Annotated in this window: 14 protein-coding genes; 9 read left to right on the top strand and 5 right to left on the bottom strand. The window is 45.3% G+C overall.

Annotated features, from left to right (window positions below):
* Positions 1-29: 29 nt before the first annotated feature.
* Positions 30-524 (top strand): NlpC/P60 family protein, encoded by a 495-nt coding sequence (locus ACF8EG_RS19150; protein WP_020840657.1) that lies wholly within the window; start codon positions 30-32, stop codon positions 522-524.
* A 62-nt stretch (positions 525-586) separates the two neighbouring features.
* Here the strand turns inward: ACF8EG_RS19150 and ACF8EG_RS19145 are convergent, their stop codons facing one another.
* The 3 genes from ACF8EG_RS19145 to ACF8EG_RS19135 all read right to left on the bottom strand — a co-directional run bounded on the left by ACF8EG_RS19145 (position 587) and on the right by ACF8EG_RS19135 (position 3,005).
* Positions 587-931 (bottom strand): DUF3802 family protein, encoded by a 345-nt coding sequence (locus ACF8EG_RS19145; RefSeq protein ID WP_005453925.1) that lies wholly within the window; start codon positions 929-931, stop codon positions 587-589.
* Between the two features lie 140 nt (positions 932-1,071).
* A complete protein-coding gene (locus tag ACF8EG_RS19140; RefSeq protein WP_005453915.1) occupies positions 1,072-2,034 on the bottom strand; it encodes a sensor domain-containing diguanylate cyclase in 963 nt (320 codons plus the stop codon).
* Positions 2,034-3,005, bottom strand: a complete 972-nt coding sequence (locus ACF8EG_RS19135) for a response regulator (protein WP_031830140.1) — start codon at positions 3,003-3,005, stop codon at positions 2,034-2,036. Before ACF8EG_RS19135 ends, ACF8EG_RS19140 begins: the two co-directional genes overlap by 1 nt.
* 224 nt (positions 3,006-3,229) lie before the next feature.
* Between ACF8EG_RS19135 and ACF8EG_RS19130 the strand changes: the two genes are divergently transcribed.
* Both ACF8EG_RS19130 and ACF8EG_RS19125 read left to right on the top strand, forming a co-directional pair.
* Positions 3,230-4,096: a fructosamine kinase family protein gene (locus ACF8EG_RS19130; RefSeq protein ID WP_005455078.1), complete on the top strand. Its 867-nt coding sequence runs from the start codon at positions 3,230-3,232 to the stop codon at positions 4,094-4,096.
* A 283-nt stretch (positions 4,097-4,379) separates the two neighbouring features.
* Complete coding sequence (locus ACF8EG_RS19125; RefSeq protein WP_005396219.1) at positions 4,380-4,574, top strand: CPXCG motif-containing cysteine-rich protein; 195 nt, start codon at positions 4,380-4,382, stop codon at positions 4,572-4,574.
* Positions 4,575-4,682: 108 nt separating this feature from the next.
* Here ACF8EG_RS19125 and ACF8EG_RS19120 read toward each other — a convergent pair whose 3' ends face one another.
* The gene (locus tag ACF8EG_RS19120) at positions 4,683-5,294 is read right to left on the bottom strand and encodes a riboflavin synthase (protein ID WP_020840658.1); all 612 of its coding nucleotides are present in this window, start codon (positions 5,292-5,294) and stop codon (positions 4,683-4,685) included.
* A 287-nt stretch (positions 5,295-5,581) separates the two neighbouring features.
* On the opposite strand from ACF8EG_RS19120, the gene ACF8EG_RS19115 reads away from it, so the two are divergent.
* Both ACF8EG_RS19115 and ACF8EG_RS19110 read left to right on the top strand, forming a co-directional pair.
* Entirely contained in the window at positions 5,582-6,952 is a 1,371-nt protein-coding gene (locus ACF8EG_RS19115) for an MATE family efflux transporter (protein WP_020840659.1), read from the top strand.
* Between the two features lie 142 nt (positions 6,953-7,094).
* Complete coding sequence (locus tag ACF8EG_RS19110; protein WP_069506963.1) at positions 7,095-8,105, top strand: DUF3080 domain-containing protein; 1,011 nt, start codon at positions 7,095-7,097, stop codon at positions 8,103-8,105.
* Here the strand turns inward: ACF8EG_RS19110 and ACF8EG_RS19105 are convergent.
* Positions 8,095-8,937: a DNA ligase gene (locus ACF8EG_RS19105; RefSeq protein WP_017448527.1), complete on the bottom strand. Its 843-nt coding sequence runs from the start codon at positions 8,935-8,937 to the stop codon at positions 8,095-8,097. The genes ACF8EG_RS19110 and ACF8EG_RS19105 overlap by 11 nt on opposite strands.
* Positions 8,938-9,313: 376 nt before the next feature.
* On the opposite strand from ACF8EG_RS19105, the gene ACF8EG_RS19100 reads away from it, so the two are divergent.
* From ACF8EG_RS19100 to ACF8EG_RS19085, 4 genes are read left to right on the top strand one after another with little or no spacing between them, the layout of a single operon-like run.
* Positions 9,314-9,634 carry an STAS domain-containing protein gene (locus ACF8EG_RS19100; RefSeq protein WP_005454817.1) on the top strand — a complete coding sequence of 107 codons (321 nt, stop codon included), beginning with the start codon at positions 9,314-9,316 and terminating at the stop codon, positions 9,632-9,634.
* Positions 9,635-9,660: 26 nt separating this feature from the next.
* Positions 9,661-10,563, top strand: coding sequence for an OmpA family protein (locus tag ACF8EG_RS19095; RefSeq protein ID WP_045607634.1), 903 nt, complete (start codon positions 9,661-9,663; stop codon positions 10,561-10,563).
* Positions 10,560-12,662: an SLBB domain-containing protein gene (locus ACF8EG_RS19090; protein WP_069506961.1), complete on the top strand. Its 2,103-nt coding sequence runs from the start codon at positions 10,560-10,562 to the stop codon at positions 12,660-12,662. Before ACF8EG_RS19095 ends, ACF8EG_RS19090 begins: the two co-directional genes overlap by 4 nt.
* On the top strand, positions 12,662-13,348 hold the full coding sequence (locus ACF8EG_RS19085; RefSeq protein WP_005454821.1) for a CpsD/CapB family tyrosine-protein kinase: 687 nt from the start codon (positions 12,662-12,664) through the stop codon (positions 13,346-13,348). The genes ACF8EG_RS19090 and ACF8EG_RS19085 overlap by 1 nt, the downstream gene beginning before the upstream one ends.
* Positions 13,349-13,354 lie beyond the last annotated feature (6 nt).

The raw sequence follows: 13,354 nt of genomic DNA, 5'->3' as shown, positions 1-13,354 counted from the left end.
CATTAATATTTCAGTTATGAGTCATACAGATGACAGGTGAAGATTTGCGTCGTATATATTTTCCTTTGATAATCAGTGCTCTACTTTCAGCTTGTTCGTCTGGCCCAGAGCCGAGTGAGCAGGTTGAAGTAACTGTACCCACCAATCAGTTATTGTCTAATAACCCTGACTTGTTTCAGTTTTACAACGAGTGGCACGGCACACCCTATCGACTTGGCGGAACGCAAAAATCTGGAATCGACTGTTCGGCTTTCGTTCAAAGAGCCTTTGTCGAAGCGTATCAACTCGCCCTACCAAGGACGACAAAGCAGCAATCCACACAAGGCGTTGAGTTGCGTTGGACTGATGCCAAACAAGGAGATTTGGTGTTTTTTAAAACTCGACGAAGCACCTACCACGTTGGAATCTACTTGGGGAACAAGCAGTTTATGCACGCATCAACGTCTAAAGGGGTAATTATTTCTAGAATCGACAACCCTTACTGGGCGTCCAAGTTTTGGCAAGTAAGAAGAGTTACCTTGTAACCCTTCTTATTGTTGGAATAGTGTTTAGCTGAATATTAGAGGGCATACTCGACATTTGAACATTAGTCGTAAGTGGCGACTGCGGTATCAAATAGGTTTTTCACTAACGCAATGTATTCATCTAGAAAAGCAATCTGTTCGTTCGTTGCTTTCTTGCTCCACACGCCCGCTAGCACTTCACCAAGGTCTTCTACAACGGCATCTGCTTCTTTAAGCAGTTTAAAACGTACGCTTGAGTGAAGCTCAGGGTTTTGCTCAAAGATCGCCATGATGTTTGAAGCAACCATGTCAGTAACCACATCTTCGATGCTTTCGGAACCTGTATCGCCAATTTCCGTTGTGAAAATATCTAGATTAAGCGACAAATGCTCAATGAGAGCGAGATACCCATCGGTTTCTACAACCACTGTTTTTCTCCGTTTATTGCAAGCCTTCGTAGCTGAAAGCGAATTAGTTTCAATAGTAAGACATGCCGAGAAAATTTCATTAACTTATTTCATATTAATAAACATTCATGCGCTAACTGGATGTTTTTCAACCAATTAGCTTAATCGCATTCATGCAAACAAGTTTGGTTTCGCCCATTTTCTTTTGCGCGGTATAACGCCGCATCAGCACTCTTTAACCATTGAGTATGACTTTCAAAATAAGGCTTATACTCGCAAACACCAATACTTATCGTGTAATTAATCAAAAAATCTTCTACTTTCACGATCTCTTGCTCAATTCTCTTACGTAATCGCTCAGCAAAATAGCATGCTTGCTCTTGGTTGGTATGCGGTAATAGCACAGTAAACTCTTCGCCACCAAAGCGGCCACAAATGTCACTGCTGCGCGCGGTTTTACGAAGTAAAGCAGAAGTACGACGAATTACCTCGTCACCCGTTGGGTGGCCATAGGTGTCGTTTACTTTTTTAAAGTGGTCAATATCGAAGATAACCAGAGAACATGGTCCGTCAATCACTTTGAGGTGCGCAAACTCATCTTTTAATGATTGCTCCCAAAATGCTCGATTAAACAAACCTGTTAAACCATCCTTTCTGCTGATCTCAGACAAATGCTGATTGGTTTCTCGCAAATGGATTCGGTTTCTCGCCGTTTCGGAAACATCGTTCACTTGAATCGCAATATGGCTTACTTCGCCAGAAAGTGAACGCAATGGCGTGATAACGATGTCTTGAAACATAAAGTCACAGCTGTTGGAAACCGGTGAAAAGTTGTTGAATTTAAAAAGGTATGGTCGGTTTTCCCAACTGGAGAAGGAACGAGTCTCAAGATCAGCAGAGGCCTTTAGTTTCGTTTCCAACCACGTTCGTGGTAGTTCGTCGAAATGATCGAACAAGCATTGACCTAAAATATCTTGAGACAGCACACCGCTGTAAGACTGCATAAAGCTGTTCCAGACACAAACGTTATATTCTGGATCAAGAACAATGAGCCCAGAATCCATGGTATCTAAAATTTGTGTGACCCAATGAAAGTCTGCTATGTCCAGCGTGATATCGGACATCAGATTAACTCCATGATTTCATAAATAATTTCTACTGATGGTTTGTCTATTAGAAATAATACTTCACACTCAAAATCGAGCGCTTCCGCCATGTAGGTATATTCGATGGTAAAGAGTTCGCCTGATTCTCCTTGTTCTTCATTGTAAGGAGTGATTGTATCGACGATGCCCGGCTGACGAAGTGAAAACTGCTTATCAAGTTGGTTCCCTAAAGAGGTTAGGAATGACGAAACCAGCAAGTTAGAGACATTTAAAATAATTTCATTATGAGGCGTAAATTCGAGCAGATACCCCAACCTTTCGCCAATTTGATTGATATCTTTCCCACGTAGGCAAACCAACGCCTCTCCGTGTATACCGCCGCCAACAAAGCGCTGCGAAACTGCTACAGAGCTATCTCGCCCAATCACGTCCACCAGCGTCATATGCAATTCACCATAGGACAATGGCCCAACATGCGGAACTGGCAACTGGATAAACTCATGCAAGTGATCAGCCATAATGGCCGCCCCTTTGCCTAGTGCAATGTTGGCAATTTCACGAAACTTGGCAAGGGATGAAAGCTCTTCTTGGCTTTGTGCAGAATTAAGCTCCATTGATGTTCGCTGTGCATAATGCAACCCAAGACGCTCGTACAGCGGGATGACTTGTCCTTCTGACAACGGCTTTGCGATAAAATCCATTGCCCCTAACTCTAGGCAGCGCTGCTTTGCTTCTTGTTGTACATCACCCGACACGATCACAATCTGAGTTGGATAATGGCTTACGGGTAAAGACTCAAGAACCTCGAAACCGTCCATAATGGGCATCGTTAAATCGAGGAACAAAACGTCAATATTTTGTTCGGCTAAGATTTTCAGCGCCTCATTCCCGTCTTGGGCTTCGATAAGGTGCAATGAGGTATCTTGTACGATGGTTCGAGCGATAAGCTTACGAGCAACCGCCGAGTCATCACATATCAGTATTTTCATGCCACCAATGGAACTAAAGTCAAAAAAATAATCATACCTGTTGTAAACAAATTGCTCCATATGTTAAGCCGACAAATCATAGGCTTATAGGAGATTTGATTCACACTTATAAAAAATAGGTGTTTTTAATCAAAGTTTTCTTGCCGAAGTATGCTCAACTCCGCGCCAATCTCTTGTCGTTTATTCTAAACTATTGGTGGTCAAATAGATTCGCGAGGTTTTGTATGTGGCAAGCAATATCGCAACAACTTTCTGATACTTTACTGTTTGAATATCAGATCACCGAAAAAGTTCGACTATCCGGCGGAGACATTAGCGAAAGCTATATGATAAACGACGGTGAGCAACGCTATTTTGTCAAAATCAACGACCGAGAATTCTTGCACAAGTTTGAAGTTGAGGCCGAGAGCCTGCACTTGTTACGCGAAACTTCGACAATATTTGTCCCTGAAGTGGTATTGGTCGGTAAGACCAAAAACAACGCTTTCATTATTTTGAACTACCTTCCTACCAAACCCCTAGATGACCCTGAAAACAGCTTCAAATTTGGTCAGCAATTAGCTCAACTGCATCAATGGGGAGAACAGAAAGAGTTTGGTTTCGATACCGACAATTATCTCGGTTCCACCCTGCAGCCGAATCAATGGCACAAAAAATGGTGCATGTTCTTCGCTGAGCAACGTATTGGTTGGCAACTGCAGTTATTAAAAGAGAAAGGCGTGACGCTAGTTGATATCGACGACTTTATTGACGTTGTAAAACAGCTTCTTGCGAACCATACGCCAGAACCGTCTCTTCTACATGGTGATTTATGGAATGGTAATGTCGCTCTCACCGCGTTTGGCCCGATTTGTTTCGATCCTGCATGCTATTGGGGGGACCGAGAATGCGACATCGCGATGACTGAATTGTTTGGAGGGTTCCAACCTGAGTTTTATCAAGGGTATGAATCGGTGATGCCATTGCTGCCTGGCTATCATGAACGAAAAGATATCTACAACCTCTATCACATCCTCAATCATTGTAATTTGTTCGGTGGGCATTATTTGGAGCAAGCTCAGCTCACTATCAATAAAATTATTTCTTACTAATTTGGAAGGCACAATTCACTGCTTTGTGTCAATTTTCGAGGCACATCACTCAAGCTACAGGCCCCAGATTCAAGGTTGAGTTTGGGGTCAAGTTTTGTACTTATTTCGAATCAATTAGCAACAAGTCCACCTAATATCTAAGTAACTTATCTTTAGATTGTGCCTGAGCCGTTGGCATAAATGGCGTTTACGCGATTTGTGAATGGCAAGGCAAAGTAAGTGAAAGGGCTGTACTTCCTTAAATATCGAGTTTTAAAAGCCCTGCAATACTAGGAGTTGTTGTATGAAAAATTATACTGAAAGGCATGTTAAGTGCCCGCATTGTGGGCACTCAATAGGCATAACATTGGATGCAAGTAATGGGGATCAAGAGTTTTATGATGATTGCCCGGCTTGTTGCCATGCGATTCATTTAAATATGCGCGTGGACGAACTTCAAGATAAAGTCGAGTTGTTTATTGATGACAACTACGAGTAGCTACCCTCGGTATTGTTTCAAATCCATTTAAAATAGAAAAAGGAGCCTCTTTGCTCCTTTTTCTTCATCTATATGAGGCCAATCTATAAGGCCAAATCTGCGTTCCAACTACAACTGTTTAGCCGCCAGTACGCGCTCAACAGTATCCACGATCGCTTGAGTTTGTGGATCGAATTCAATGTTCACCTTGTCACCCACCTGTCGACTGCCAAACAAGGTTCTTTGTAAAGTTTCAGGAATCAAATGCACAGAGAAACGGTTTGCTTCAACTTCTCCAATGGTTAGCGAGCAGCCGTCGATACCGATGTAACCTTTCGCAAGAACATATTTCATCGACTCTTGTGGTAACTCAAACCAAATTGTGCGGTTGTTCGGCGTATCAATCACATCCACAATGTTTGCCATTAAGCTAATGTGACCAGACATACTGTGCCCACCGATTTCGTCACCAAATTTAGCAGCGCGCTCAACGTTAACGGCGCTTCCTTCTTCGAGAAGCCCCAAGTTGGTCAACGCAAGCGTGGCTTGCATCAAGTCAAAGCTGACTCGATTTCCATCGATGTTCGTCACAGTTAAACAGCAGCCATTGTGCGCTACAGACGCACCAATTTCTAACCCTTCGATTAGTGCGCCATCGAGTTCAATGACGTGAGTTTGAAAACGCTCTTTCTTATCAATCTGAACAACCTTCGCTGTTCCTTGCACTATTCCTGTAAACATGTCTTTTACCTACTGATGCAATATAAACGTTGGCTATCCGCACAGACACTGAAGTCCCGCGGTATTTTGCCTTCTATACCTAAACAATCCTTCGAAGAAAGCCAAAATGAGAATCGCTTAGGTATAGCATATGCACATACAATTGTTTATCATTTGCGCGGAGTTTCTCCGAGGCATTTTTTCACCTTATCGTGACTAAAATCAACCATCAGATCAGTTCATCACATCTTTTGTCCTCGAGCACTCCCTTTCTTTCAATCTTATTGTTCCGCTCTGGAGTATTTTTCGTGCATCGCTATAAAGAAGAAGCATCGAGTCTAATTAAATTGGCTACCCCTGTATTGATCGCGTCTGTCGCTCAAACGGGCATGGGTTTTGTCGATACCGTAATGGCAGGTGGCGTTAGCGCAACTGACATGGCTGCGGTATCTGTCGCTTCAAGCATTTGGCTGCCATCTATTTTGTTTGGTATTGGCCTGCTTATGGCTTTGGTTCCTGTTGTGGCGCAGCTTAACGGATCTGCGCGTCGCGAAAAGATCCCATTTGAAATTCAGCAAGGTGTTGTCCTTGCGTTGTTAATCAGTATCCCGATCATTGGTGTGTTACTGCAAACACAGTTCATTCTACAATTGATGGACGTAGAAGCTGTGATGGCAGATAAAACCGTCGGCTACATTCATGCTGTGATTTTCGCTGTGCCAGCTTTTCTTCTCTTCCAAACTCTGCGCAGCTTCACTGATGGTATGTCATTAACCAAACCAGCGATGGTGATTGGATTTATTGGTTTGCTGCTGAACATCCCGCTTAACTGGATTTTCGTTTACGGTAAATTTGGCGCGCCTGAGTTGGGTGGCGTAGGCTGTGGCGTAGCAACCACCATCGTATATTGGGTTATGTTCGCGTTGCTGTTGGCGTATGTGGTGACGTCATCACGACTAAAAAGCATCAATGTGTTTGGCGAATACCATAAACCACAATGGGAAGCGCAAGTTCGCCTGTTTAAACTGGGTTTCCCTGTTGCAGCGGCACTGTTCTTTGAAGTGACACTGTTTGCTGTAGTGGCGCTGTTGGTATCACCACTTGGCCCAATCATCGTTGCGGCGCACCAAGTTGCGATTAACTTCTCTTCGTTGGTATTTATGTTGCCAATGAGTGTAGGTGCTGCGGTAAGTATTCGCGTTGGTCACCGTTTGGGTGAAGAAAATGTCGACGGTGCACGCGTTGCATCTCGCGTCGGTATTATGGTTGGTCTTGCTTTAGCAACGATTACAGCGATCATCACAGTACTGTCTCGTGAACTGATTGCTGAGCTTTACACCAATAACCCAGAAGTAATCTCACTAGCGATGCAGTTATTGCTGTTTGCCGCGGTTTACCAATGCACTGACGCCGTTCAAGTAATCGCAGCCGGTGCACTTCGTGGCTACAAAGACATGCGCGCGATCTTCAACCGCACATTCATCGCGTATTGGATTCTTGGCCTTCCTACTGGTTACATTCTTGGTCGTACAGATTGGATTGTTGAACCAATGGGCGCACAAGGTTTCTGGCTTGGCTTTATCATTGGCCTGACCGCAGCTGCGTTAATGCTTGGTGTTCGCCTTCGTTGGATGCACCGTCAAGAGCCCGATGTACAACTTAACTTTTCTCTGCAGTAATTCTGCTCACCATTGGTGACGGTTTACAACAGAACGTAAAAGCCAGCATTCGCTGGCTTTTTTGATCTTCATGGCAAGTTGTTAGGTATACTTTTTGACAACGTATTAATTGAGTAACACAAGCAAACAGATAAGGAAGTTCGTGAAAATCCTATTCTTCGCATTACTCGCTTTGATCAGCGGTTGCAACGGTTGGATGAATCCAGAGCGCGCAATCTTTGAAAAGTACCATCAACGTTTGGCAAACGTACTCGACGTTCCTTTGAGAGAGCTTAACGAGGTTTCCGCTATCACGATTCCTGATAAAAGGGCTTTATATCAAGAGCTGCCAAGATTGTCGCTAGGGTTACTAGAGAGTTACCAGCTGCGTCAATGCGGCCTGTTCAACCTGATTGCGGAAAAGAACTCTCAATTGGGCAAAGTACAAGACCCTTTCCATGATCTGGATTACCAAACGTCTTTGCTCAACACGCTCAATGGTTGTTTGACTGAATACCCATTGAGCGAAGACGAACGAACGACGTTAACTCGCCTGTATGAACAAAAATGGCAGCATCTTCCCGTTCATCTTGATAACGTTCTCCTCACGAGCGAAACCATGCGCAAGCAACTCACTGCTTCAAGTTGGTTATCAGCCAAAAGCCGGAATCAAACTGCTCATGTCAGTGAAACCTTTCATGCGCTAAATGCCATGTATGAGACGCCTCAAGGGGTCATTTCGCGCTTACCCTCTTTCTCCTTCGTGCAATATCAAGAGGAAATGGAAAAGTCTCGCTTGATGGGTAAGGTTTACTTCACTTTGAACAGCACTTCTGAGTGGCTTGATGTCACCACAAAATTGCTTGAAGAAAATCAAGGGCGCATTGTGTGTGGAAAGAACCGAGATACCACACAATTTCGCTATTTGAAAAATGTTTTCCAGTCAATTTATGTTGAAGAAGTACAGCCATACCTCGCCTTTGTCGACAGCACATATCAGCAGTTGAATGATGGTGCGATACTCATTGAGCAGAGAATGGAACTTCATGGGGAAAGTTATGGCGTGATAAAAGCGCATGAGCAATTTAGAACAAAGACCCTCGAACATGTTAAGTTCTGGCAGGGTCTTTTTAAACGTTGTGGCGTGGTAGTTGGAAACTCACCTACTCCTTGAATCGTTCTCTCAAAAAGCGAGCAAATCTTGGTTTCCCCGTTTGGGTAAATCCGTTGTATCTAAACGTAATGGTAGAACCGATTTTCGGCGGATGGCGACGAACTTCATCCGTAAAACCGCTGCCGATGTAAAACTCTGTACCATCTGGCAAACGCACGAGCATTGCGCCCATCATCCCAAGCAAACGCCCCGTTCCCGGTTTGTAGCCAACCACTTGAGCTTCCGTGTCGGCGTAGCGCTTTAGCTTAAGTAAGTCGCTTCCTCTGCCCGCTTGGTAACGGCTCGACACTTTACGCAGCATCACGCCTTCGCCATCGGACAAGGAAATTTTATCCAGTTGAGCAAACAAATGTTGCTCGTTTTGGATAGCTCGGTGCTCAACGTATTTGATGTGGTGCTCATCAATATCAAACACTAAATCCTGAATGTTGTAATAACGTTTTCGGTAATCTCCTGCGGAATACGGCATGTCAAACACCATAAAATCGATTTCGCGCCACGCGCTATCAATTGGTGTTTTATCAAGAACGGTTTGCTGAACAATGTGAAAATTTCCGCGTCCGGCCCAAAGCTCACCATCCAATGGATAGTTCGGAAGTGACTCAGTGAACCACTCGGGCGCATAAATTCGGTTTCCGTTTCGGGTCACGAGGTGCTGACCTGTCCAGTAGGCTCGAATTCCATCGAGTTTCTCACTATACCAATACTCAGAAACATCTATTCCATCTTGATAGGTTTCAGCAAGAGAGACGGGCGGAGCTATAGGTGTATTCGCTTGGGGCTGCGCAGATGCCATAACGGCAAGGGCAATCAATGTCATTTTTAATGGCATGGGGTAACCTTGTACAAAAAAGCATCTTTATTGAAACGTAACTCCACCGATTTACCTATTTGTCAGTGTTAATTCTTCGACTCAGAACAATCAACATAAGTAATGGTTTGCAATGTAAATCATAAAGTTTAGACAGGTATTGCATTTGTTTTTTCAGCTCACGTTAATGGCACGGTTATAAAGCCAAAATCTCCTCTTCAATTTTCAATCTGCATCTAAATCATCGTTCATTTTTGATTCTCAAATTGAGAACTGGGCGTTTCTCAATTTGAACATCACACTGCTATCACATTAATTAATTGAAATTATTGAATTTAAATTTTGGCACGCTCCCTGCTCTACGAGATTAGGAAAGAACCTAAATGGAGATAGGATCATGGAACTACGCAAACTTGAAATCACCCAAGACAAACTAGCGATTGAGATTTTTGGTGACTTGGATGCAAACGGCTGTCGTCAAGCCCAACATCACATTGATGAAGTAATTCACAACAATCATCACAAAGAAGTCGAAATCAACCTCCAGCACGTCCAATTTCTTGATTCCTCAGGGATTGGTGCCATTGTTTACTTATATAAGCGCCTAGTTGAACGTGAACGAAGCATGAGTATTGAAAACGTATCAGGTCAGCCATTAGAAATCATGAGCTTGCTACGTATCAACCATGCCATTCCCGTCAATTCAAAAGGACACTAAAAATACCGGTTTAAACGGAGGTTGGCATGGTAAATCTAATACGACGAAGTGTAGTTAGCGGTCTCGTTGTCGGCATGTTTGGTTGTTCATCATTTGATTATCCCGATCATGGTCAGGGTGGATTGGCGGAAAGCTATCAAGATATTTCGATTGAGAACTATCAGTTCTCGCCTGTAATGCCAGATGAACCATTGGGCCCAGAGCATGGATTGCGATTCGATTGGCAGTTGACCAAGCTACATCTCGACGCTTTGATTCAAGAAGGCGCTCGTTGGTGCTTCCCTGCTGCGGTGGTGCAAGCACTCGAAAAGCAAAATCGCATTGCGCGTGAACTGGAAGGCGGTTTACTGCTTGATGCCGCCAATGACCTGGTCATCCAGCGTCGTCGATTAAACCAGCTTGAGCAGCAACTCGACTACGTACTTACGCAAACCGCTTGCACGCCGCCGGACGACATCGATGCGCTAAGGAATGACCTAAACATCGTCGCCGATATTTATGCGCTACTCAACGTCGATAATCAGTTTGCCATTGATTCTGCGGAGATCAATCCGAAGTACATGGGACACTTGGCAGAAGCCGCTTATATTCTGCGCGACCACCCTGCTCTGTCTCTGGTTGTCACTGGCCATGCGGACGTCACGGGTACGCCTGAGCACAATAAAAAACTAGCACAGGAACGAGCCGAGCAAGTTAAACGATACTTGAGTGTGTTCGGTGTAACGTCAGACCGTGTACAAACCAAATCTGTTGGCGACACATTGCCTTTGTATGAAGGACAAACGCCAGCCGTCCGCCTAACCAATCGTCGTGTGAGCATCGAAGTTCTCAGCGAAAACTCTGATAGCAATGCGCCAAGTAATCACAATTTACCTAACAAAAGCAGCATGCCAACGAGCGCGAGCGGTTCGATAGGAGGTGCGTTATGAGCATTTTCAAAACGTTTTTTGCCTTGTTCACGTTGTGCGTGCTCGCTTGGGTAACCCCTCTGCATGCCGCAGATAACGACACAGTAAAAGTTGGTGACTTAGTACAGATCAACCTGCCCGGCGAAGCATCGCTAAACCAAGGTTTTCAAGTGGACCGCCGCGGACGAATCAACTTACCGGAAATTGGTCCGGTGTTTGTTGCTGGTTATAACGAGCAACAATTGCAAGATGTCATTATTGAAACGCTGAAAACCGTCTATCGAGACGTGAATAACGCTCGCGTGTTCATTAAACAGCAACAACTGCTTGTCTCCGTGCAAGGCTACGTTGTTAAGCCGGGTGAATACACGTTGCCCGCAGGTTCTAACATCCAAATGTTTGTTTACGAAGCTGGCGGACTCCGTGCTGGCGCGCAGCTCGACAAAATGATCGTCAAACGTGGTGTTCAGAACATCGAGTTCGATTACAAACGCTTTTTGGATACAGGCGACAACAGCCAGCTACCAAAACTGGAATCGTTAGACGTGTTATTTGTGCCTGCTTCCCCATTGGTCGGCAACATTGAGCAAGAATTCGATGCAGCCAAACTCGCCAACTCTGGTGACAGTGCCGACTCCGCCCGCGCAATCAAAGTGTTCGGTGAAGTTAACGCTCCGGGCTCATTTACTTACAAGCCAAACACCACACTTGTCGATGTGGTCATGCGCGCTGGCGGTGTTACTCGCTACGCGAGCGTTGAGCAAATTCGCGTGATTACGAACAACACACCAACCATGTTCAACTTGAAAACCTACTTAGACACTGGCGATCAAAGCTTGCTGCCTGAGATATTGCCCGGCGCAACCATCTTTGTTCCTAAGCAGGAAGAAGAGATAAAAGCTGGCGCGAACGTAGTTTATATCATGGGTGAAGTTGCGCACCCGGGGGCTTACGAAGGTAAACAAGGCGCGAGCTTTATGGACATTCTGGCAAACGCGGGGGGCCCGACTCGTTACGCAGAATCACGCCAAATACGAGTGATAAAAGCCGACGGTCAGGTGATCAAATTCGACTTAACGGCGCATACTGAAGGGCTCTCTTCCGTAGCTCCACCAAAAGTGAGCGCCGGCGACGCGATATTCGTACCGGAAAAAACCGACTTTAATGAAAAGTCATGGTTGAAAGTCGCACCAAGTCGCGCCGTTGCCGTAATGGGTGAAGTCGTTCGTCCAGGCCGAATCGAATGGTCGGATGAAATGGACCTCATTGATTTGCTGGCTCACGTTGGCGGCCCGACTCGCCGTGCCGACACCTCCAAAATTGAAGTGGCCAACAACGGTCAAATGACGAATTTCGATTTAGACCAGTACATTTTAGATGGTTCGCCAGCGTCTAACTTGCCACGCGTTTCTGCCGGCACGGTCGTGCGCGTTCATGCACTGCCAGATGACCCTTCCGACAACAAATCTCAATGGGTCAGCCAAAGCTCAGACGCGTCCATTTACGTGTTTGGTCAAATCAACGCACCTGGTCGCTATCGCTTCACGGACGAAATGCACTTTCTCGATATTCTTTCGGCCGCCGACGGCCCGACTATGGATGCCGATATCCACAATATTCGCGTGACTCATCGCGGTTTAGGCTACGCAAAAGTGAGCAAATTAAATCTGTCGATGTATTTTGAAACGGGAGATGAATCTATCCTGCCAGACGTGCGCCCTGGCGACACTATTTACATTCCGGAGAAAAACAAAAACTGGCTCGACCGTTCTAAAGAATCCACCGTGCGCGTACTGGGTGAAGTACGAGATCCGGGACGCTACGTGTTCAACGACAACATGACAGTTTTAGACTTATTGGCAGAAGCTGGCGGCCCAACAAACAGCGCTTACCTTGAGAAAATTAGCATCGTCAATATGTCATGCTGCCAAGGCCAAGCGAGAACGTTCGACCTCGTAAACTTCAGCAAAACCGCCAACATTTACGATCTGCCTGTCATTCGAGCTGGGGATACGATTTACATTCCTCATAAAGATGAAAGCTTTGCAGAAAAAGCGCGCGCTGGTTTGAGAGACATTCTTCAAATCACCACCACCATCGTGTTAATAGGAGCGCTGTAATGACCATTCCTGCGACTCATGCCGAAATAGAGCAAATCTATCTGCAAAGTGAACAAAAGGGGCACAGATCGATTTGCGTGGTGGGCTGTAAATCTGAAGAAGGCGTTACGTCCGTCGCCTCTTCTCTTGCCGAGCGCCTTATCTTGGCAGGTTACAGTACATTATATGTGGACTTGAACTTATTCAAACCCGCGTATCACACGGTGCACGAGTTTGATGATGACGCAAATGTCGGTCATTTAATTACGCGCGAAGATGCGCACCAAACGCTGGTGGGATTGCCTGCCCCGTCCTTGGCAAGCACCAAACTGGCGTATCGAGATCCAACCGCACTGAGGAAAAACATCGAGACATGGTTATCTCAGTATGATCGCATTGTCATCGACACCTCTCCGTTGCTCAGTGTGAATAAGAGTAACATTCCACCGCAAGTCATCGCGGGAGTTTGTGATGCAACGCTTCTGGTTGCTCATTACGGGTCTACGACGACCACGCAACTTGAGCAAGCCAAAAAGCTGCTTGAAGCAAGCGATGCCAATCTGATTGGCTCGGTGCTAAACATGAAACACACTCCGAGCCTAAAAGACGAGCTGATTCGCCAAGTCGAAAAGCTGCGTTTTTTACCGAAAAAATGGAAAGACAAACTGGCCCAGCAGATTAAAAAAAGTGAACTGTTTATGTTATAGGGAGCG

The organism is Vibrio sp. YQ_11 (assembly GCF_043103065.1).
GTDB classification, from domain to species: domain Bacteria; phylum Pseudomonadota; class Gammaproteobacteria; order Enterobacterales; family Vibrionaceae; genus Vibrio; species Vibrio parahaemolyticus.
This window is presented reverse-complemented; position numbering and strand designations above follow the sequence as displayed.

Bases quoted from the DNA above. Each gene is read 5' to 3' on its own strand.
- ACF8EG_RS19150 (WP_020840657.1), top strand. From the start codon at position 30: ATGACAGGTGAAGATTTGCGTCGTATATATTTTCCTTTGATAATCAGT.
- ACF8EG_RS19140 (WP_005453915.1), bottom strand. From the start codon at position 2,034: ATGTCCGATATCACGCTGGACATAGCAGACTTTCATTGGGTCACACAA.
- ACF8EG_RS19135 (WP_031830140.1), bottom strand. From the start codon at position 3,005: ATGAAAATACTGATATGTGATGACTCGGCGGTTGCTCGTAAGCTTATC.
- ACF8EG_RS19130 (WP_005455078.1), top strand. From the start codon at position 3,230: ATGTGGCAAGCAATATCGCAACAACTTTCTGATACTTTACTGTTTGAA.
- ACF8EG_RS19125 (WP_005396219.1), top strand. From the start codon at position 4,380: ATGAAAAATTATACTGAAAGGCATGTTAAGTGCCCGCATTGTGGGCAC.
- ACF8EG_RS19120 (WP_020840658.1), bottom strand. From the start codon at position 5,294: ATGTTTACAGGAATAGTGCAAGGAACAGCGAAGGTTGTTCAGATTGAT.
- ACF8EG_RS19105 (WP_017448527.1), bottom strand. From the start codon at position 8,937: ATGCCATTAAAAATGACATTGATTGCCCTTGCCGTTATGGCATCTGCG.
- ACF8EG_RS19100 (WP_005454817.1), top strand. From the start codon at position 9,314: ATGGAACTACGCAAACTTGAAATCACCCAAGACAAACTAGCGATTGAG.
- ACF8EG_RS19095 (WP_045607634.1), top strand. From the start codon at position 9,661: ATGGTAAATCTAATACGACGAAGTGTAGTTAGCGGTCTCGTTGTCGGC.
- ACF8EG_RS19090 (WP_069506961.1), top strand. From the start codon at position 10,560: ATGAGCATTTTCAAAACGTTTTTTGCCTTGTTCACGTTGTGCGTGCTC.
- ACF8EG_RS19085 (WP_005454821.1), top strand. From the start codon at position 12,662: ATGACCATTCCTGCGACTCATGCCGAAATAGAGCAAATCTATCTGCAA.